Below are 18,576 nucleotides of genomic sequence, written 5' to 3'. Positions count from 1 at the left end.
AACGAAATCAGCGGTCGTAGGCGTAGGCGTTGACATCGACGGACGGCGCGCGGCCCGCGATCCTGTCCGCGATCACACGCGCGCTGCCGCACGCGAGCGTGAAGCCCAGCGCGCCGTGTCCGGTGTTGAGCCAGAGATTGCCGTACGGCGTGCTGCCGATCAGCGGCTTGGAATCGGGCGTCGCGGGACGATGGCCGCACCAGGTCTGCGCGCTCGCGTAGTCGCCGGCGGCGGGGAAGATTTCCTGCGCCTGGCGCTTGAGCAGTTCGACGCGCCCAGCCCGCTGCGCATCGCTCAGACCCGCGATCTCCACCATGCCCGCAATCCGCAAGCGCCCGCCAAGCGGCGCATAGACGATCTTTCGATGCAGGTCCGTCACGCTGACGCGCGGCGTGTGCAGCGGATCGGCGTTGTGAATCGTCAGGCTGTAGCCCGTCAACGGATAAACGGGCAGACGCACGCCGAGTGCATCGAGCAAGGGCACGCTCCCAAGACCGAGCGCGACGACGAACGCATCGGCTTCGATATCGCCTGCCGCCGTGCGCGCCGCGACGATCCGCCCGCCCTCGCTAACCAGTTCGCGCACGGGCGTCTCGTAGCGGATCGTCACGCGATGCCGGCGCTGCAGCGCATCCGCGAGCGCGACGCCGAAGCGATGGCAATCGCCCGCTTCTTCCGACGGCGTATGGATGCCGCCAGCGATCAGCGGCAACGCGTGCGCAAGCGCGGGTTCGAGCGCGACGCACGCGCTGCCGTCGAGCGCACGCTGGTTCGAGCCCGCCGCGACGAGCAGTTCCATCTTGCGGCGCGCGTGCTCGAACTCGTGCGGATCGCGATAGACGACGAGCTTGCCGTTGCGCACGTAGTCGAACGCAATCGACTCGTGCTCGACGATTTCATGCAGCGCCGCCTTGCTGAGCGCGCCGAGGCTCAGCATCTCCAGCGCCGTCTGCCGCGCGCGACGGCTGCGGCACGCGAGCAGGAACGCGGCACACCAGCGCCACTGCTGCACATCGAAACGCGGAACGAAACGCAGGGCGGAATCGCGTTGCAACAGCCACGCGGGCAGCTTGGGCAGGACGGCGGGATCGGCGAGCGGCGCGACGTAGCTGTAGCTCAACTGGCCGCCGTTCGCGAAGCTCGCTTCGAGCGCCGCGCCGCCGCGCGCCTCGACGATCGTGACGTCGTGGCCGTCGCGGGCCAGGCTCCAGGCCGTCGTCAGTCCGACGACGCCCGCTCCGAGAACACAGACATGCATGAAGTTTCACTACCTTGCGATTACATTGCAGGCGAGTGTCGCGCGCCGAAAACGGCGGATCAAATGACCAGATGCGAGGCTGCATAACCTCAGGTTAAGGGTGTGCGCGTCCCCGCGCCCGATCTACGCGAAATGCGCGCGCAACATGTCGACGAACGCGTTGCCCGCCTGCGAAGTCAGGCCGCCGTCGCGCCACAGCGCGAACACGCCGACCGACAGCGGCGGCGTGACGGGCCGCACAGTCACGGCTTCCGCGCCGCTCTTCGCGGTCAGCTCGTCGAGCAGCGCATGGCCGATGCCGCGCGCCGCGAGCGCGCGGGCGACGTGCCACGTGTGCGCCTCGACAGCGGGCGCGTGGCCGTCGAGGCCCAAGGCTTCCAGCGCGTTGCCGATCATCTCGCCAAGCGGATCGGCATTGCCGATACCGATCCAGTCACCTTCGACGAAGGCTTGCAAAGTCATCGGCGCGTCGCCTGCGGCTTCATCGCGAGGGCCGACGCACACGACGGGCGTGCGCCCCAGTTCGGCGGACGCGATGCCCGGCCGGGCTGGCGGATTCAGCGCGACGGCCAGATCGAGATCGCGCGTGAGCAGCGCATTCAGCAGTTCCTCCGTGTGGCGCGTCTGGATTCGCAGCGACACCCGCGGATACGCCGCGCGAAACGCCTCGACGGCGGGCGGGATCAGGCTCAGGCCAAGGCTCGGCAGACAGCCGATGCGCAAATGCCCTTCGGGTTGCAGCGCAAGATTGCGCGCGAGATCGCGGATGCTGTCGAGGTTGGCCTGCAGCTTCTGCGTTTCGGAAAACAGCAGCTCGGCTTCGCGCGTCGGCTGAAGGCGGCCGTGCACGCGGTTGAAGAGCGTCAGGCCCGCACTGCGCTCCGCGTGCGCGAGCACCTTGCTGACGGCCGGCTGCGAAACGCACAGCAGTTCGGCTGCTTTCGAGAGCGAGCCGGTGCGCATGATGGCGTGGAAAACTTCGATGTGGCGCAGACGCATGGCGCGGGTTCGGGTCGGCCGGTCGGTGGAAAGGGGTCAAGCATACTGGCTTCGGCTCTGTTACGGCACCTGTCCCGGCTTCTGTTCCGCCGCTCCGCGTTCCGTCAATTTTCCGAACCCGGCGTCCGTCCTCGCTCTCTTTCCAACCCTGCCAAATCCGGGACGGGACGCGCGCCAATGGTATCGTTCGCGTTTGACGTGCATCACGAAAGTCCTGCTGGTATGACGAAACGGAATCCGGCAGACGAAACGCATCATGAATCAACCGAATCCGCCGCTGCCGCGCGCCGCCGCGAATACTGCGCGCGGGCGCCGCTGGCCCCGCACAGGCAATCCGCCGATGTTCAACGCCACCATCGCGTGGCATGCCGCGATGCTCGCGGGCTGGGCGCTCACGCCCATCGCCTGGCCGTGGTGGCTCGCCGGCATCTTCGTGAGCCATGTGGTCGTCGTGACGATCGGCTTGTGGCCGCGCTCGTCGCTGCTCGGCCCGAACTGGACGCGCCTGCCCGACACGCGGCGCAACGCCGACGCCGTCGCGCTGACGATCGACGACGGCCCCGACCCGGTCGTCACGCCGCAAGTGCTCGATCTGCTCGACGCGCACGGCGTGCGCGCGACGTTCTTCTGCATCGGCGCGCACGCGCAGCGTCATCCGGCGCTGATGCGCGAGATCGTCGCGCGCGGGCATGCGGTCGAGAACCACTCACAGGTTCACGTTCACACGTTCTCGGTGACGCTGCCGCGCGGGCTGACGCGGGAGATCGACGCCGCGCAGCATACGCTCGAAGCGCTGACGGGCGAGCGCCCGCTGTTCTTCCGCGCGCCCGCCGGTCTGCGCAACGTGTTTCTCGAGCCGGTGCTGCAAAAGCTCGACTTGCGGCTCGCCGCCTGGACGCGGCGTGGCTTCGACACCCGCGAGCGCGATCCGCAGCGCGTGCTGGAACGGCTCGTCGACGGGCTCGCGGCGCGCGACATCCTGCTTTTGCACGACGCGAGCGCAGCAATGGGCGCCTCAGGCAAACCCGTCGTGCTCGACGTGCTGCCGCGCCTGATCGAGACCGTGCGTGCGCGCGGACTGCGCTTCGTGACGCTGCGCGAGGCGCGCGACGCCTGACGGACAGCGCCGCGCGAGGCGGGCGAACCGCCTGCGCCTAGGCGCGCCGCCGAACCAGGTGGTAAATGACCAGCAGGATGATTGCGCCGATGATCGACGCGATCCAGCCCGCCGCCTGCCCCGGTTGATACCAGCCTAGCGCGCGCCCGACGTAGCCCGCGATCAGCGAGCCGGCAATACCGAGAATGATCGTCATGATCAAACCCATGCTGTCGTCGCCCGGCTTGAGCGCGCGCGCAATCAGACCGACGATCAACCCGACGACTATCGTGCCAATGAGGGAAAGCATGCAAACCTCCGATCAGAGTTAGCACTACGGTGCGCTGCTACTGCTCGCTACAGACGACGGCATCCGGCCCTGCCCGATTTCCGCCGCATGCCGCGACTGTACCGTTTCGGGACGCGCGCCATCGGACACAGCCCGGCGAACGCGCGCCATCGTCGTCGGGATTCGGGCGCCAATGCCGGACGCCCGATGCCCGATGCCCGATGCCCGTCAGATACGGAAATCGGCGGACATGTCCTCGTCGGTGCGTGCCTCCAGTTCGCCGCTTCGGCACGCCTTCATGAACACGTCATAATCGCGCTCGACCTGGTCCGCATACGCCGCCGCATACCCGGCCAAGGCTTCCGCGAACTGGTCGCTGCGTCCAATATACGCGCTGATCTCGACCGCCTTGCCGCCCGCCTTCGCGTGCGCGCGGGCCAGCGCCCAGCCGCATAGCCGCGCATAGCCGTTCAGCTGATCGACGTCGAACAGGTCGACGCTGGGCGTCAGCTTCATGTCGCGCAATTGCCGGAAATAGAAGTGCCGGCCCGCCGGACCCGTCGACCAGCCGAGAAAGAGATCGCTAGCCGCCTGCAGCATGCGCTGGCCCAGCACGACGCGCTCGCCCTCGTGCTTCGGCTCGAACTTGCGCGGCCCCGCCTTGAAATGCTGCGCGATCACCGAGCGCCGGGCCTCCTTGATCTGCAGAAAGAGCGGCTTGCCGTGCGGATCGACGGTCAGCAGCACGAGACAGCGCGTGCCGACACTGCCGACGCCGACCACCTTGAACGCGAGATCGTGTGGCACGAACTGCTCCAGCAGTTCGCGGCGGTCTTCGTTGAGCGTCTTGAGATAGCCCTCGTACGTCTCGTGCATCAGCTTGCGCCAGTCGCCGATCCGGAACCAGTCGTCTTCGGCATCGAACAGCGTGCCCGAACCATGCACGTGGAACAGGCTGGGCGGCATGTCGCGCATCACGTAGCGGTCGCCCTCGCGCTCGCACAGCTTGTCGAGCATGCTTTCGTGCGTGCGGGTGGCCGCCTTTTCCATTGCGCGACGGATCAGCCGGCGATTCTCGGCGTTCACCGCCATGTCGACCATGCGATCGAACGTGATCCGTTCGTACCACAGCTCCAGCGCGCCGCATTCGGCGTACTGCGCCATGCGGTCGCGATACTGGTTGGCGGCCGTCATCACGAGATCGTAGGCGGCACCGCTGCTGAAGCGCATGTGCCGGGCGGCGACCACGAAGCTCGCGACCAGCCGCTTCAGATCCCATTCGAACGGCGCGGTGGACACTTCGTCGAAATCGTTCAGGTCGAAGATCAACTGGCGTTCGGGTGTCGCGAAGCCGCCGAAATTCAGCAGATGCGCATCGCCGCAGATGGGCAGCGTCAGCGGCGTGTGCGGCGTCATGCTGAGATCGTGCGCCTGCAGGATCGCACTGCCGCGATAGAAGGTGAACGGCGACACCGCCATGCGTCCGTAGCGCAGCGGCACGAGACGCTCGACCCGCCCTTCGCTGCTTTGCCGCAGCAGGTCGACGGGATTGCGATGCATATGGCCGAGCGCGCGGTGACTGGAGCGTTTTGCGTGTTCGCGGGCCGCGCGCCCGCTGGCTTCCCGTTCCGCGATGGTGCTGGCCTTCATGCTGTTCTCCGTTCTTGTGAATCAGCTTGCATCGGGGCGCACTGCAACCGCATGCCGCCAGGGCGCATCGTGACATTGACCGCTTCGGGCTGGCGCGCGCGGGATCGTTCGAGAGAGGCACGTGTCGCCGATTTGCGCAAATGGTGCCGGACCGCAAACGTCCATCGGATGGACTGTATTAAATCCTGCGGCGAACGGGCGCGCAAGTCCGTGCACCGCGAAAGCGCAGCGGCACCGGACCAGACGAGAAAGGAAGAAGCGATGGCGCAGGCCGCGCCATCGCATGGCCGCGTCAGAAGAAGCGCGGCGGCTGGAGAGTCAAGGCAATGCGCACAGCCGGCGACGGCAGCGCAGCCAGGCTCGTGCGGGCGGCCTCGGCGCGCTCGTTGAACGCGACGCGCGCGGCGCCCGACAGCGGCGCGACGAACTGATGCGCAGTCAGCGTCATCGGATCGACGGGATGGTCGTCCCTGCGCACTTCGAAGTGCAGATGCGGCCCGGTCGCCGTGCCCGTGCGGCCGACATAGCCGATCACCTGCCCCTGCTCGATACGCTGGCCGACCTTCAGCGCGCCAGCGAACAGCGACAGATGCGCGTAGTGGGTCGAGTAGCCATTGTCGTGACGCAGCACGATGTGCTTGCCGTAGCCTCGGCCGCTCACCGCCATCTCGACGGTGCCCGCGGCTGCCGCGTAGATCGGCGTGCCAGCGGGCGCGGTCAGATCGACGCCCGTGTGAAAGCGCGGCTCGCCAAACACGGGATGGATACGCATGCCGAACGGCGAACTCACGCGCCGGTAGTCCAGCGGCATCGCGAACGGCTCGCTCGCGATCAGGTCGCCGTCGAGCGTGTAGTACGCGCCTTGCGACGCGCCGGGTGCGGTGAACCAGAGCGCATCGTACGCCCGGCCAGTCAGACGGACTTCCAGTGAAGCAATGTGCGATGCGCCCGATTCGCCCATTGCGTCCAGCACGATCCGGTACTCGTCGCCTGCAAGCGCAGGCGCGTCGATATCCACGCGGCCCGCAAAGATCCGGCCGATCTGCGCGACGAGCGTCGCCGGAACGCCCGCTTGGGCGAGCGACTCGCGCAGCGTCGTGTCGATCGGGCCGGAACTCGAGCGAAGCTCATCGGAAGCCAGATGGAAGCCGCTGACGTCGCCGAATGGCGTCACCGGGGCGGGGTCGCCCGAGGCACCTTCGGGCGTCACGCGGCCCGACCATTCGTGGCCATCGCCGGAACGATCATGCCCAACGGGTACGCACATCGTCGGCGTGGTGGCGCAGACGGTGCCGGGCACGAGTTCGTTCGACGGCATGCGCACGTTGATCGAAGCCGTCGAGTAGGCGCGGGCGACGGCAGGCGCCGACGATACATCGTCGGCGGAATAGACAATGGATTCGGCCAGCGCGCGATCGGCGTCGCGCAATGGCGGCCGTATCGCGTTGAACGAAGTAGCGGGTTGCGCGCCCGGCAATGTCATCTCATGTGCAAGTGCGTGATGGCGCCGCTGCTTGTGCGAGGAACCATGCTTGTGGGCCTTCGGCGCGGCCACGGCGGTGGACGTGCCAGGCACGACGGAAGCGCCGATCCACAATGCCGAAAAAGCGGCCACGCCCGAAAGCGTCTTGCGTTTGACGGACAGCGGACTGAGCGCTGCCGTAGAGATGCCCTGCCTGCGCGCGAGGAATGATCGCAGGTGCTTCACGTCAGGTTCTCGCGTTGGAATCAAAGGGCGGCGGGCATGAGCGGCTGTACCGGGAAGGCACGGCTACGGCGCGTGGCGAGGCGAAGACGGATCGATCGATCCCGCGACCCGTTGGTCGCTCCATCGCGCCGCGCAGCCCGACAAGTGAACTTTCAAGTGTAGGGAGCGCAGGACGCAGGATGAATCGCCTTATTCTTAATTTTCTTAAAACAGTTTCGAGATTGACGTGTTTGCGTTGAAGAAACTGAGAAAAAATAAGCCGTCGTCCGTTACGGACGACGGCTTCGGGCTACGACCGCTCGTTAAAGCAAACCGCGCAGATAGGCGTCCCATTCGCCGATGCGCCTGTCCCACGCATAGAAGCGCGTGAAATATTCGACCTGTTGCGTGCGCAAGGATTCGTCTTCCGCCTTGCGCAACCGGACCGTTTCGATTGCATCGTCGAGCACGGCGGCGAAGCGCTGCGCGTGAACCTGCCGGTTTTCAGTGAACGGATAGAGCCTCGCGAAATTCGCACAGGTTTCCGGCAAGCCGCCGTACGCCGCGCAGACGGTGAGGCAGCCCGCCGACATCGCCTCGATGGCGGCGATGCAGCTCGTCTCCGGCTCGATGTTCGGATACGCGAAGATGTCGCATTCACTCAGCGTCTGGCGCACGACGGCATTGAGCTGCGCGCCGTGATAACGGATACGCGGATGCGCGCGGCATCGCTCGAATAGCGGTTGAAACGGCGCATCGCGCTCCGTCCAGTCGTAGATGCTGAAGCTCGAAAAGACATCCAGCTCGATGTCGGGATGGCGCGCAGCGAGATATTCGAAGACGGGCACGAGAATTTCGAGGCCGCGATCCGGCGTCGTGTGATAGATCAGGCGGATGCGCTCGCTGCGTCGCGGAAGATATGCGCCGAATGGCTCAATCGCGTTTTGCAACACGGTCATCTCGGCGTAGGGCACGCCAGGAATCATCTGATACAGCGCCGCTTGATAGTGCGACACGCACACGATGCCCGCAAACGCCGCACGATTTTCAGGCTGCTCCAGGAAGCTGGATTCTTCGCGGCTTGGTTTGTCGTGCAGCCAGAGAATGCGCTTACGGTCCGGGTCGAGTCCGCGCACGCGGGAAGGAATGATCTGAAACTGTCGCGTCAGTTCCGGATCGAGTCGCGCGTGAAGCGCTTGTAGCATCAATTCCGTGCCGCCCCGTGCGCGCACGCTCAGTTCGTTGGTTTCCATTTTCATGCGTCGAACCCGTTGCGCGTCAGCACTCGCCGCCGATCGCCGTCAGCGGACTGGCCGCAAGCGATGCGCCGAAATCGCCGTGCCACGTGTAGAGGCCCTGATGCGATAGCTTCGATTGCGTATCGACGAATACCTGCCCACCGATATCGCGCCAGCGACGGCAGAACGCATAGTCCTCCGACAGATAACGGCCCGTGGAAGGCTCGACCATCACGTCGAAGAAGCGGTAGCAGAGATCGTAGAGCGGCGAATCCTGCGGACCGTCGGGCACGTACTTCAATTCGGGCAGCCGGGCGACCATCGTTTCGATCGCGCTGCGCCTGATGCACATGAAGCCCGTCGGCGCTTCGCTGACTTCGAGAAAGCCGTCGCCGTCGATCGCCGGAGACACACCGTCGTGCGCATTCACGGGATAGCGCAGGTAGCGTGCAGCAAAGGTTTCCTGCGTGAGTCCGCCCGGCAGCACGCCGGGCCAGTCGAAGCGCTTGAGCGGATAGACGCCCGCGACGACATCGCGATCCGCAAGCAGCAGACGGAACACCTGATCGACGGAAAAACCAATGTCCGCGTCGATCCAGAACAGATGTGTATAGCCCGGATCGAGCAGAAATTCCGCGACGGCCTCATTGCGCGCGCGGGTAATCAGGCTCTCGCCTGACCGGATTCGCACCGAGCCCCGCATGCCCGTCTGCCACATGGCGTTATTGAGGGCGAGCAGGCTATTTGCAAAGTTCGCCATGACGTTGCCGCCGTAGCATGGCGTCATGAAAACCGGCTTCATCGATTGGAGCGCGGACGGGTCGAGCATCGAGGCCTCTTTGTTGGGATGAAAATGGGGGTCGATGAGTATCGCGGACTATCCGAAAAATAACTGTAAGAAGACTCCTAATGCGATAAGGCGCTCACTGGATTGAGATACGGAACTGGCACATTGACGCCGAACAACGGGCTCGCCGCGAATGCCTCGCATCGCCTGAAAACAGCCTTCCGTCTGGATTCCGATCCCACGCAGCCGTCGCATTTTTAGGACGCGTCTCATATTCGCGCGCAGGTCCGCGCGACACACTTTCGCCTTTCGACTTTCATCCCGCAGCGTCACGCCTGCTGCGCCATTGCCGTGAACCCCCTTCTGCTCAAACGATCCAGCATCGCCTGCTTCGCGCTCCTCAGCTCCGCGTGCTCCCTCTTCGTGCCCCGCTCGGCCGCATCGTCCTCGACGCCCGCGGACAATGCGCTCTTCATCGCCCCCGCTCGCGACTTCGCGTACATGCCCGCGCGCGATGGCCACGTTAGCTTCGATCGCATCGCCAACACGGCGACGACGTCGATTCTGTTGAAGAAAGGTGTCGAGTCCGCGGTGCGCGACGCCGTCGTGTCCGCATGGCGCAAGTCGGGCATCGCAGTCACGACGCACGACAAGCTGACGCTGAGCGGCCGCATCGAGGTGTTGTCGGTGGACGATGCACGGCAGCGAGCTACGTGGATGATGACGATCTGCTACTTCGTCACCAATGCGTCGACGAACCAGACGGTCTACGTGAAGAGCAATACGGTCCATCTGTTCCGGCAGAAGTTCACGAATCCCGCATTCGCACTCGATGACGTGGTCAAACTCAGCGTCGATACGATCGTCAGAGATCCGTCGTTCCATCAGGCGCTGCAGCCTGTCCAGTAACACGCGCGTCTCCCCCCGCGCTGGCGCCGGCGGGTTGCGGCGCACATTCTCTTCCGCTGCGGCGTGACCGCAGCCGGCATTTCGCTACAATCACATATTCCCCATCTGAATTTTCCGCCGCGCGCGCCATGCGAACACACGCCGCACGGCGGCTCCGTCCGAGCGAGCTGTCATGTCTCTCACCGCCTGGCTGTTTTTCCTTCCCGCGTGCTTCGCTATCAACATGGCGCCCGGGCCCAACAATCTGCTGTCGATCAACGTCGCCGCACGGCACGGCTTCATGACGGCGTTCGTCGCCGGAAGCGGACGGCTGGTCGCCTTTGCCGCGATGCTGGTGCTCGCTGCAACGGGCCTTGCCGTCGTGCTGCACGCATCCGAATTGTTCTTTCTCGCGATCAAGCTGGTGGGCGCCGCCTATCTGATCTGGCTCGCCATCCAGTTGTGGCGCAGCGACGCCGGGCCGATGGATGCGCTGAAGCAGGACGACGCATCGCTGTGGCGCATCGCGCGTCAGGAATGCTTTGTCGCGGCGGGCAATCCGAAGGCGATTCTCGTGTTCACCGCGTTCCTGCCGCAATTCGTCGATATTTCGAAGCCGATGCTGCCGCAGTTCGCCGTGCTCGGCGCGAGTTTCCTCGTGCTCGAATGGTTCGCGATCGCGCTGTATTCGTGGGCGGGCATGCATCTCGGCAAATGGCTGACGCGCGCCACCGTGCGCCGCTGGTTCAACCGCTGCTGCGGCGCGTTTCTCGGCGCGATCGGCGTGAGCTTTCTGCTGGTGCGGCGCTCGAGCTGAACCTTCGCCGCGGCGCTTGAAAAAAACGGATCGGACGCACAACGTCCGATCCGTTTTTTATTGCTGCGTCGCGATCAATGTTCGAGCGCGAGCCAGATCGACTTCGGCTCCGTGAAGTTTTCGATTGCGACATCGCCGTGTTCACGGCCGAAGCCCGAATCGCCCGAGCCGCCCCACGGCAGGCGCACGTCGGTATAGCCGTAGGTGTTGACCCACACCGTGCCCGCCCTCAGCGCATGCGCGACGCGATGCACGCGGCCGATATCCGCGCTCCACACGCCCGCCGCGAGGCTGTACGCGGTGCCGTTCGCGATCCGCACAGCGTCCTCTTCGTCGTTGAAGCGCACGACGCTCGCCACCGGCCCGAAGATTTCCTCCTGCGAAATGCGCATTTCGTGCTCGACGTTCGCGAACACCGTCGGCTCGACGAAGAAGCCCTTTTGCCCAATACGCGCGCCGCCCGTCACAAGTGACGCACCTTCGTTGCGACCGATGTCCACGTAATCGAGCACCGTCTTCATCTGCGCGGCCGACACGAGCGGCCCCATGGTCGTTTCCCGCTCGGACGGATCGCCGACCTTGAGTGCTTTCGCGCGCGCCGCAAGCCGTTCGACCACTTCGTCGTAGACATCCCGATGCGCCAGAATGCGCGAGCCCGCCGAACACACCTGGCCCGTATTGAAGAAAATGCCCGAGGCAGCCGCGCGGACCGCGTTGTCGATATTCGCATCGGCGAAAATCACGTTCGCCGATTTGCCGCCGAGTTCCAGCGTCACGCGCTTGAAGTTACTCGCCGCGCCTTGCAAAATGCCGCGCCCGACCGACGGCGACCCGGTAAACGTCACCTTGTCGATACCCGGATGCGCAACGATCGCATCGCCCACCACGCGCCCCTTGCCCGTCACGATATTCAGCACGCCGGGCGGCACGCCCGCCTCCAGCGCGAGTTCGCCGATGCGCAGCGCGGACATCGGCGTGATCTCCGCGGGCTTCACGACCAGCGTGCAGCCGCATGCGAGCGCGGGCGCGATCTTCCACATGCCGATCATCAGCGGGAAATTCCACGGCACGATCGCGCCGACCACGCCGACGGGCTCGCGCACCGTGTAGGTCAGCGCATCCGGGCGCACCGGCACGACCTGGCCGTTGATCTTGTCGCACCAGCCGGCGTAGTAAGCGAGCGTATCGATGGCGGCGGGCACGTCCTGGCGCTTGACGGCGGCTAGCGGCTTGCCCGCGTCGAGGCTTTCCAGCGCGACGATTTCGTCCTGGCGTTCACGCAGCAGTTCGGAAAAGCGCATCAGGATGCGACCGCGCTCGGCGGCGCGCATGCCATTCCACACTTTGAGCGCGGCGCGCGCGGCCTTGACGGCCGTATCGACATCCTGCGCGCTGCCTTGCGCGACGAGCGCTATCGGCTCTTCCGTCGCGGGGTTGATGTTGACGGTGTATTCGCCGGTGCCGGGCGGCAGCCGCTTTCCGTCGATGAGAAGATCGTAGCGTCTGAGGTCGGTTTCAGTGTCCATCTCGTACTCCTTGCGATTGCGATATCCCTGCTTCGCGAACCGTTGGCTGAACCGCCCGCACCCTCGCGCTTATGAGGCTCGCATTAACGCCTCTTCATCGGGTACGCACGGCATCGGTTCGAGTGTGGCTCCTTTTATGGTTGGATTGGCAGATGCCGTGCCAGGCGTCGCGGACGCACCAGCACGGTCGGGCAATTCCTTGCCGGCAAACAGCGCCCAGACGGCTTCGGCATTCGGTCGCAACGAGCGGTTGCGGCGGCGCACCAGCATCGTCGTCACGGACACTTCAGGCACGAGCGGAACCGCGACGAGCGAAGCCGGCAGCGCGGCGGAATGCGTGTCGACAGGCAGCACGCCAATGCCGAGACCGAGTTCGATCATGCGCAACGCCGCGGCGAGATGCCCGCATTCGTTGGCGCGTGCCGCGTCGATACGATGCATGTTCAATGCCCGCTCGGTCACATTGCGCGTGCCCGCTTCCGCATTCAGCGTGACGAGTTGCGTGACGGTCCGGGTACTGCGCAGCGCTTCCCAGTGCAGCGCGGCTCCCGAGGCGAGCGGATGCGCCTGCGGCAGCACCGCGCACAGCGGCGTCGAGACGAGCGGTTGCGTGTGAAAGGCATCGGCGCCCGCGACATGCGCGTCGCACAGTACGCCGAAGTCGACTTCGCCCTGCTCGATGGCGGCGAGCACGGCATGTTGAGGCTGTTCTTTCGCGGTGACGATCAGGTCGGGGAACGTCGCGGCGCTGCGCGCGAGCCGCTCGGGCAACCAGCCCGACGAGGTCACGGGATCGCACGCCACCACTACGAGGCCGGTGTGCTCTTCGTGCGCGGCGCGCTCTTCGCGCAGGGTCAGCTCGATTTCTTCGATCAGGCGCCCGATGCGCCGTTCGAGCCGCGAGCCCGCTGTCGTCAGTTCGACCTGACGCGTCGTGCGGTCGAAGAGACGCAACGCAATCGCCTCTTCGAGTTCGCGCACGCACCGGCTCACGGCCGACTGCGTCAGATCGAACTCGCGCGCCGCACGGGTGAAGCTCCGCTGACGCGCGACGGCGACGAACACCTTCAATTGCTGCAACGATACGTTCATGTGTTCAGGTCGCCATGTTGAAGTGAAACGGGTTTATTCGCCCGTCTGTTCCGGCCAGTGACGCAGGCCCGGTCCGCTTGCCGCCAGTTCCGGCTCGAGTTCGTGCGATGCCTCGTTCGATGTGGCAATCCAGCGTGCGCGCATCGGTGCCAGCACGAACTTCGCCGACACGCCCGCCGCAATCGTGATGACGGCCGATACGATGAACACCAGGTTCCAGCCGCCCGTCGCCGCGAGCACGGACGCGATCGGCACGATCAGCGATGCCGTGCCCTTCGCCGTGTACAGCGTGCCCGCATTCGCCGCTGCGTACTTGCTGCCGAACGTATCCGCGCAGATGGCCGGGAAGATCGAGAAGATTTCGCCCCAGAACAGGAAGATCAGCGCCGCGAACGTCATGAACGCATACGGGTTCTGGCCATACTCCATCAGCCCGAGCAGCGCGAGACCTTCGCCGATAAAGATCGCGAACATCGTGTTCTCGCGGCCGAACTTGTCGGAGATGAAGCCGCACAGCGGACGCGTGAAGCCGTTGCAGACGTTGTCGATGGAGAGCGTCATCGTCAGCAGCGGGAGCGTCGCGCCGAACAGCGTCATCGGCAGTTTTGCGAGGCCCCAGTCTTTCGCGATCGGACCGAGCTGCGCCGTCGCCATCAGGCCACCTGCGGCCACTGCCACGAACGATGCATAGATCACCCAGAACACAGGCGACTTGATCATCTGACCTGGCGTGTAGTCCTGCTTCGTGACAGCGAACTTGCGCTTGGCGGGCGGTGCCTTTGCGCCGTCGGGTTTTCTCAGCAACAGCGCGAGCACGAAAATGCAGACGCCCTGCAGGATGCCGAAGAACAGGAACGTGTGCTCGTAACCCGTGCGCGTGATCATGTTCGCAATCGGAATCACCGTGACGGCCGCGCCTGCGCCGAAGCCCGCTGCCGTCAGACCCGCGGCGAGACCGCGCTTGTCCGGGAACCACTTCAATGCATTGCCGACGCACGTGCCGTACACGCCGCCCGCGCCGATACCGGCGATCACGGACGCGGCGTACAGCTCAGGCAGCGTCGTCGCATAGGAATTCATCACCCACGCAAGGCCCGCGCAGATCGCGCCACCCGCGACGACGGGACGCGGACCGAAACGGTCGACGAGCCACCCTTCCACCGGCACCAGCCAGGTCTCGGTCAAAATGAAAATCGAGAACGCGAGCTGAACTTCGGCCTGCCCCCAATGATGCTTTGTGCTCATCGGTGTGACGAACAGCGTCCACGCGTACTGAAGGTTGGCGACGAGCGCCATACACAGGATGCCAAATGCTAGTTGCCACCACCGGTTGCGCCAGAACGCAACGGGAGCTTGCTGAGAAATGCTGTTCATGTGCCTGTCTCCGCTATCTATTTAGGGCAGCCGGCCAAAACGCCGGTCTGTATGCATGCCACCTTATAGTTGTGTCCCCAAACGGGCTGCTTCGGGGTATTGCGCAATGCCAATTCCACTACTTCTTTTATAAAAACCTTTAAGCCGATTTACCGTCTGCTTTTATTCGCCTGTTAAAAGTACTTGTGACCGGCTCTTGTTCCTGTCGCATCGGAGCCTTGTTTTTAAGCGTTAACCCGATGTTTCTGCTGCGAATCGTCCATTACAGAATCCATGCTAGGGTCAATGCTGAATTAGTGATAATTAAAGTTTGTTACCATGAGGATTCATCTTCGCTTATACATCTGCCATGACAATGCGTAACGCGACCCTGCGCCAACTGAAAGTCTTCGAAACCGTGGCGCGGCATCTGAGCTTCTCGCGCGCGGCGGAAGAACTGCATCTCACGCAGCCCGCCGTTTCCACCCAGGTCCGGCAGCTCGAAGAGCACGCCGGTTTGCCGCTTTTCGAGCAGCTCGGCAAGAAGATCTACCTGACGCCGGCGGGCACTGAAATGCTTCACTACAGCCGCGCGATCATTCAGCAATTTCATGAAGTCGACGAAGCGATGGGCCAGCTCAAAGGCATATCGGGCGGCAAGCTGAACGTCGCGGTGATCAGCGCGGGCGACTACTTCTTTCCTCGCCTGCTGGCCGAATTCACGCGCCGCTATGCGGGCGTCGAACTGAATCTTGCCGTGCACAACCGCGAAGAACTTCTGCATCAACTGTCGACGAACCAGACCGATCTCGCGGTGATGGTGCGTCCGCCGCAGGAAATGGACGCGATCAACGAAGCGTTCGCGCCGCACCCGTACGTGATCGTCGCCGCGCCCACGCATCCTCTTGCGAACAAGCGCAACATCAAGATCAGCCAGCTTGCGAGCGAGGCGTTCGTGGTGCGCGAACGCGGCTCCGACACGTGGAACTCGATGGAAGAAGGCTTTGCGGGGCGTCTCGCGAACCTGAAGATCGCCATGGAAATCAAGAGCACCGAGACGATCAAGCAGGCCGTGATCGCCGGCATGGGCATCGCGTTCCTGTCGGCGCATACGATCAGCCTCGAATTGCAGGTCGGGCATCTCGTCGTGCTGGATGTCGAAGGCTTTCCGGTGATGCTCAACTGGTACGTCGTGCATCGCAAGAACAAGCGGCTTCCGCCCGTTGCCGTTGCGTTCAAGCGCTTTCTGATGGAAGAAGGCGCGGCACTGATCGAGCAGATTACGCGCGTGAATCAACTGGCCGTCCATAAGTGACACGCTATGGATAGCCAATAAAACTTTAACTATTGCAGATTCATTGCGGCTCCTATGCTTCTGACGAGCCTCGTCACTCGACATGGGAGTCTTGCAATGAATCAGTCTGCCGATCTGCACAACGAAGCGCTGCTGAGCGCCTACAACGCCGCGTTCAGCGATCTGGGCCTGCGGTTTCGCTGGAGCCAGGCCACGCTCGATTTCTTCGACGATGTCAGCAATGAAATGGCGCGCATCACCGCCTATATCGAGCGCTTTCAATCGCATCTGCTCAACGCCTATGACGCCGACTTTCTCGCGCAACTGATCTTCGACCGGAAGAGCCAGTTCTATCGCGAATCCGTCGCTCAATGACGCAGGGTTGCAGTTCATCGATGACTCTCTCCGACGGCCGTGCTTCGTGAATCGAGGGATTCGCGAAGCGCGGCCGTCCCGTGTTGATTCAGTAACTTCAGTGACGCTTGACCTGATAACGCTGGCGGCTGCGCACGCGCATCGCTGCGTGCGTCATATGCAGGCTTCTTGCTGCTGACAGGCAGCGCGCCTGCGTGCGGCGCGGATTGCTCGTCCATGTCCAGCGCTGCGTGAAATCGTCGGCGACTTGCATGCGCGCAGGATCGCCGTCCCACGCGACCCGCAGCGACGCCCCACGCCGCGCCAACATGCCGCAATGCGCCGGCGCGCGCACATCGTGCTCGTGCGTCGTCAACATCACATGCGCGCCCAGCGCGGCCGCCAGCAGGCTCACCGCGAACAGCGCCGCGATTCCCGGCAACTGCGCAGGCTCGTTGACAAAAGCGTAGCCAAGCCAGATACACAATCCCATCGCCAGCAGGTCGACGATCTTGTCGCCTGCCGCGACTTGCCGCATGTTCCGCCCGCGATGCGTGAGCCGGTTGATGAGCGCAGTCGACGCAATCGCCAGCGCCAATGCGCCCGAAAACACGAACACATATAGCTCCAGCCGTTCGAGTCCCGACCATGCGATGAAGCTCGCAGCATCCGGCATGTCATCTCCTTGCGTCGCGCGTCTGCGCTTGTTCCGCTTGTTCCGCTTGTTCGTTCTGTGCTTCGCTCAGATCGCACCAACGGTTCTGAGCGCTTCGATCTGTTCACGCGAATAGCCGAGTTCGGCCATCACTTCATCCGTGTGCTCGCCGAGCAGCGGCGAACGCGTCACGTCCGTCGGACTGTCCGACAGCTTGATCGGGTTGCCCACTGTCAGATACTTGCCGCGCACCGGATGATCGACCTCGACGATCGTGCCTGTTTTACGCAGCGAGTCGTCTTCCGCGATCTCCTTCATCGACAGGATCGGCCCGCACGGAATGTCGTATTTGTTCAGGATTTCCATCGCCTCGAACTTGGTCTTCGTCATCGTCCAGCGTTCGATCTCCGCGAAGATTTCCTTCAGGCGCGGCAGGCGCGCGGTCGGCGTCGCGTATTCGGGATCGGTGGCCCACTCTTCCTTGCCGATCACGTTGCAGATCTTGACCCACACGGGTGCCTGCGTGATGAAGTAGATGTAGGCGTTCGGGTCGTGCTCCCAGCCCTTGCACTTGAGAATCCAACCCGGCTGACCGCCGCCCGATGCATTGCCCGCGCGCGGCACCGCTTCACCGAACGTGCCGTTCGGATACTGCGGGTACTCCTTCATCACGCCCGTGCGCTCCAGCCGCTGCTGGTCGCGCAGCTTCACGCGGCACAGGTTCAGCACGCCGTCCTGCATCGCCGCGAGCACCTTCTGGCCGCGGCCCGTCATCGTGCGCTGGTAGAGCGCCGTGACGATGCCCAGCGCCAGATGCAGTCCCGTGCCGCTGTCGCCGATCTGCGCGCCCGTCACGACGGGCGGGCCGTCATCGAAACCCGTCGTCGAGGCCGCGCCGCCCACGCACTGCGCGACGTTCTCGTAGACCTTGCAGTCCTCGTACGGCCCGGGACCGAAGCCCTTGACCGACGCGACGATCATCTTCGGGTTCAGCTCCTGGATGCGCTCCCACGTGAAGCCCATGCGGTCCAGCGCGCCCGGCGCGAAGTTCTCCACCAGCACGTCGCACTTCTGGATCAGCGCCTCGAGCACCAGCTTGCCTTCGGGATTCTTCGTGTCGATGGTGACCGAGCGCTTGTTGTGGTTGAGCATCGTGAAGTACAGGCTGTCGGCATCGGGGATGTCGCGCAGCTGTTCGCGCGTGATGTCGCCTGCGCCTGCGCGCTCTACCTTGATGACGTCTGCGCCGAACCATGCGAGCAACTGCGTGCAGGTCGGGCCTGATTGCACGTGGGTGAAATCGAGAATGCGCACACCGTCGAGTGCCTTGCCCATGTTTGTCCCCTCCGAGCACTTGACGCTCTGTTTTCGATCGTCCGTGTTCTATACGGTATGTGATATATCTAATCGCTGCAAGCGCTTTCACCTTCGTAAGAAGAACGCGCGAGAATCGCCAAAAGCCTTACGAGACAAGGCACAGACGCCAAATCACGCATTAAGAATCTGCTTCACAGAGGGAAAACCCCGATCCATTTATCTGCTTGAGCATCTCTGATATATCACATACCATATTTCCACCCTGAGCCGACCGCC

17 protein-coding genes are annotated in these 18,576 nt (G+C 63.9%); 5 read left to right on the top strand and 12 right to left on the bottom strand.

The features are described from left to right. Positions 1-7 precede the first annotated feature (7 nt). Complete coding sequence (locus PPGU16_RS28020; RefSeq protein ID WP_180723620.1) at positions 8-1,258, bottom strand: D-amino acid dehydrogenase; 1,251 nt, start codon at positions 1,256-1,258, stop codon at positions 8-10. A 123-nt stretch (positions 1,259-1,381) separates the two neighbouring features. Further along, entirely contained in the window at positions 1,382-2,257 is an 876-nt protein-coding gene (locus PPGU16_RS28015; protein WP_180723619.1) for a LysR family transcriptional regulator, read from the bottom strand. Positions 2,258-2,513: 256 nt separating this feature from the next. Here PPGU16_RS28015 and PPGU16_RS28010 point away from each other — a divergent pair, with 256 nt between their 5' ends. Then, on the top strand, positions 2,514-3,374 hold the full coding sequence (locus tag PPGU16_RS28010; RefSeq protein WP_180723618.1) for a polysaccharide deacetylase family protein: 861 nt from the start codon (positions 2,514-2,516) through the stop codon (positions 3,372-3,374). Positions 3,375-3,411: 37 nt separating this feature from the next. Here PPGU16_RS28010 and PPGU16_RS28005 read toward each other — a convergent pair whose 3' ends face one another. From PPGU16_RS28005 to PPGU16_RS27985, 5 genes are all read right to left on the bottom strand, one after another. Beyond that, complete coding sequence (locus tag PPGU16_RS28005) at positions 3,412-3,663, bottom strand: GlsB/YeaQ/YmgE family stress response membrane protein (RefSeq protein WP_180723617.1); 252 nt, start codon at positions 3,661-3,663, stop codon at positions 3,412-3,414. 207 nt (positions 3,664-3,870) lie between these two features. Further along, positions 3,871-5,292 (bottom strand): DUF2252 domain-containing protein, encoded by a 1,422-nt coding sequence (locus PPGU16_RS28000; protein WP_180723616.1) that lies wholly within the window; start codon positions 5,290-5,292, stop codon positions 3,871-3,873. Between the two features lie 292 nt (positions 5,293-5,584). Beyond that, entirely contained in the window at positions 5,585-7,000 is a 1,416-nt protein-coding gene (locus PPGU16_RS27995) for a M23 family metallopeptidase (RefSeq protein ID WP_180723615.1), read from the bottom strand. A 302-nt stretch (positions 7,001-7,302) separates the two neighbouring features. Beyond that, the gene (locus PPGU16_RS27990; protein WP_180723614.1) at positions 7,303-8,238 is read right to left on the bottom strand and encodes a glycosyltransferase family 4 protein; all 936 of its coding nucleotides are present in this window, start codon (positions 8,236-8,238) and stop codon (positions 7,303-7,305) included. Positions 8,239-8,257: 19 nt separating this feature from the next. Continuing rightward, positions 8,258-9,046 carry a hypothetical protein gene (locus PPGU16_RS27985; RefSeq protein WP_180723613.1) on the bottom strand — a complete coding sequence of 263 codons (789 nt, stop codon included), beginning with the start codon at positions 9,044-9,046 and terminating at the stop codon, positions 8,258-8,260. Positions 9,047-9,427: 381 nt separating this feature from the next. Between PPGU16_RS27985 and PPGU16_RS27980 the strand changes: the two genes are divergently transcribed. Both PPGU16_RS27980 and PPGU16_RS27975 read left to right on the top strand, forming a co-directional pair. Then, positions 9,428-9,913, top strand: a complete 486-nt coding sequence (locus PPGU16_RS27980; RefSeq protein ID WP_224029246.1) for a hypothetical protein — start codon at positions 9,428-9,430, stop codon at positions 9,911-9,913. A 172-nt stretch (positions 9,914-10,085) separates the two neighbouring features. Beyond that, on the top strand, positions 10,086-10,709 hold the full coding sequence (locus PPGU16_RS27975) for a LysE family translocator (RefSeq protein ID WP_180723611.1): 624 nt from the start codon (positions 10,086-10,088) through the stop codon (positions 10,707-10,709). Between the two features lie 74 nt (positions 10,710-10,783). Here the strand turns inward: PPGU16_RS27975 and PPGU16_RS27970 are convergent, their stop codons facing one another. The 3 genes from PPGU16_RS27970 to oxlT all read right to left on the bottom strand — a co-directional run bounded on the left by PPGU16_RS27970 (position 10,784) and on the right by oxlT (position 14,701). After that, the gene (locus PPGU16_RS27970) at positions 10,784-12,235 is read right to left on the bottom strand and encodes an aldehyde dehydrogenase family protein (protein WP_180723610.1); all 1,452 of its coding nucleotides are present in this window, start codon (positions 12,233-12,235) and stop codon (positions 10,784-10,786) included. Between the two features lie 69 nt (positions 12,236-12,304). After that, positions 12,305-13,327 (bottom strand): LysR family transcriptional regulator, encoded by a 1,023-nt coding sequence (locus PPGU16_RS27965; RefSeq protein WP_180723609.1) that lies wholly within the window; start codon positions 13,325-13,327, stop codon positions 12,305-12,307. Positions 13,328-13,360: 33 nt separating this feature from the next. Further along, positions 13,361-14,701, bottom strand: a complete 1,341-nt coding sequence (gene oxlT, locus PPGU16_RS27960) for an oxalate/formate MFS antiporter (RefSeq protein WP_180723608.1) — start codon at positions 14,699-14,701, stop codon at positions 13,361-13,363. Positions 14,702-15,050: 349 nt separating this feature from the next. Between oxlT and PPGU16_RS27955 the strand changes: the two genes are divergently transcribed. Together PPGU16_RS27955 and PPGU16_RS27950 are read left to right on the top strand one after the other, a co-directional pair. Further along, positions 15,051-15,995 carry a LysR family transcriptional regulator gene (locus tag PPGU16_RS27955; RefSeq protein WP_180723607.1) on the top strand — a complete coding sequence of 315 codons (945 nt, stop codon included), beginning with the start codon at positions 15,051-15,053 and terminating at the stop codon, positions 15,993-15,995. A gap of 96 nt (positions 15,996-16,091) precedes the next feature. Continuing rightward, complete coding sequence (locus PPGU16_RS27950; protein ID WP_036001019.1) at positions 16,092-16,349, top strand: hypothetical protein; 258 nt, start codon at positions 16,092-16,094, stop codon at positions 16,347-16,349. A 97-nt stretch (positions 16,350-16,446) separates the two neighbouring features. Here the strand turns inward: PPGU16_RS27950 and PPGU16_RS27945 are convergent, their stop codons facing one another. Further along, positions 16,447-17,004: an NADP transhydrogenase subunit beta gene (locus tag PPGU16_RS27945; protein WP_180723606.1), complete on the bottom strand. Its 558-nt coding sequence runs from the start codon at positions 17,002-17,004 to the stop codon at positions 16,447-16,449. Positions 17,005-17,070: 66 nt separating this feature from the next. Beyond that, positions 17,071-18,318: a formyl-CoA transferase gene (gene frc / locus PPGU16_RS27940; RefSeq protein ID WP_042311218.1), complete on the bottom strand. Its 1,248-nt coding sequence runs from the start codon at positions 18,316-18,318 to the stop codon at positions 17,071-17,073. Positions 18,319-18,576: the final 258 nt, after the last annotated feature.

This window comes from Paraburkholderia largidicola (genome assembly GCF_013426895.1).
Lineage (GTDB): Bacteria > Pseudomonadota > Gammaproteobacteria > Burkholderiales > Burkholderiaceae > Paraburkholderia > Paraburkholderia largidicola.
Note: the sequence above shows the minus strand (reverse complement) of the source record. Positions and strands in the feature narration are given on the sequence as shown.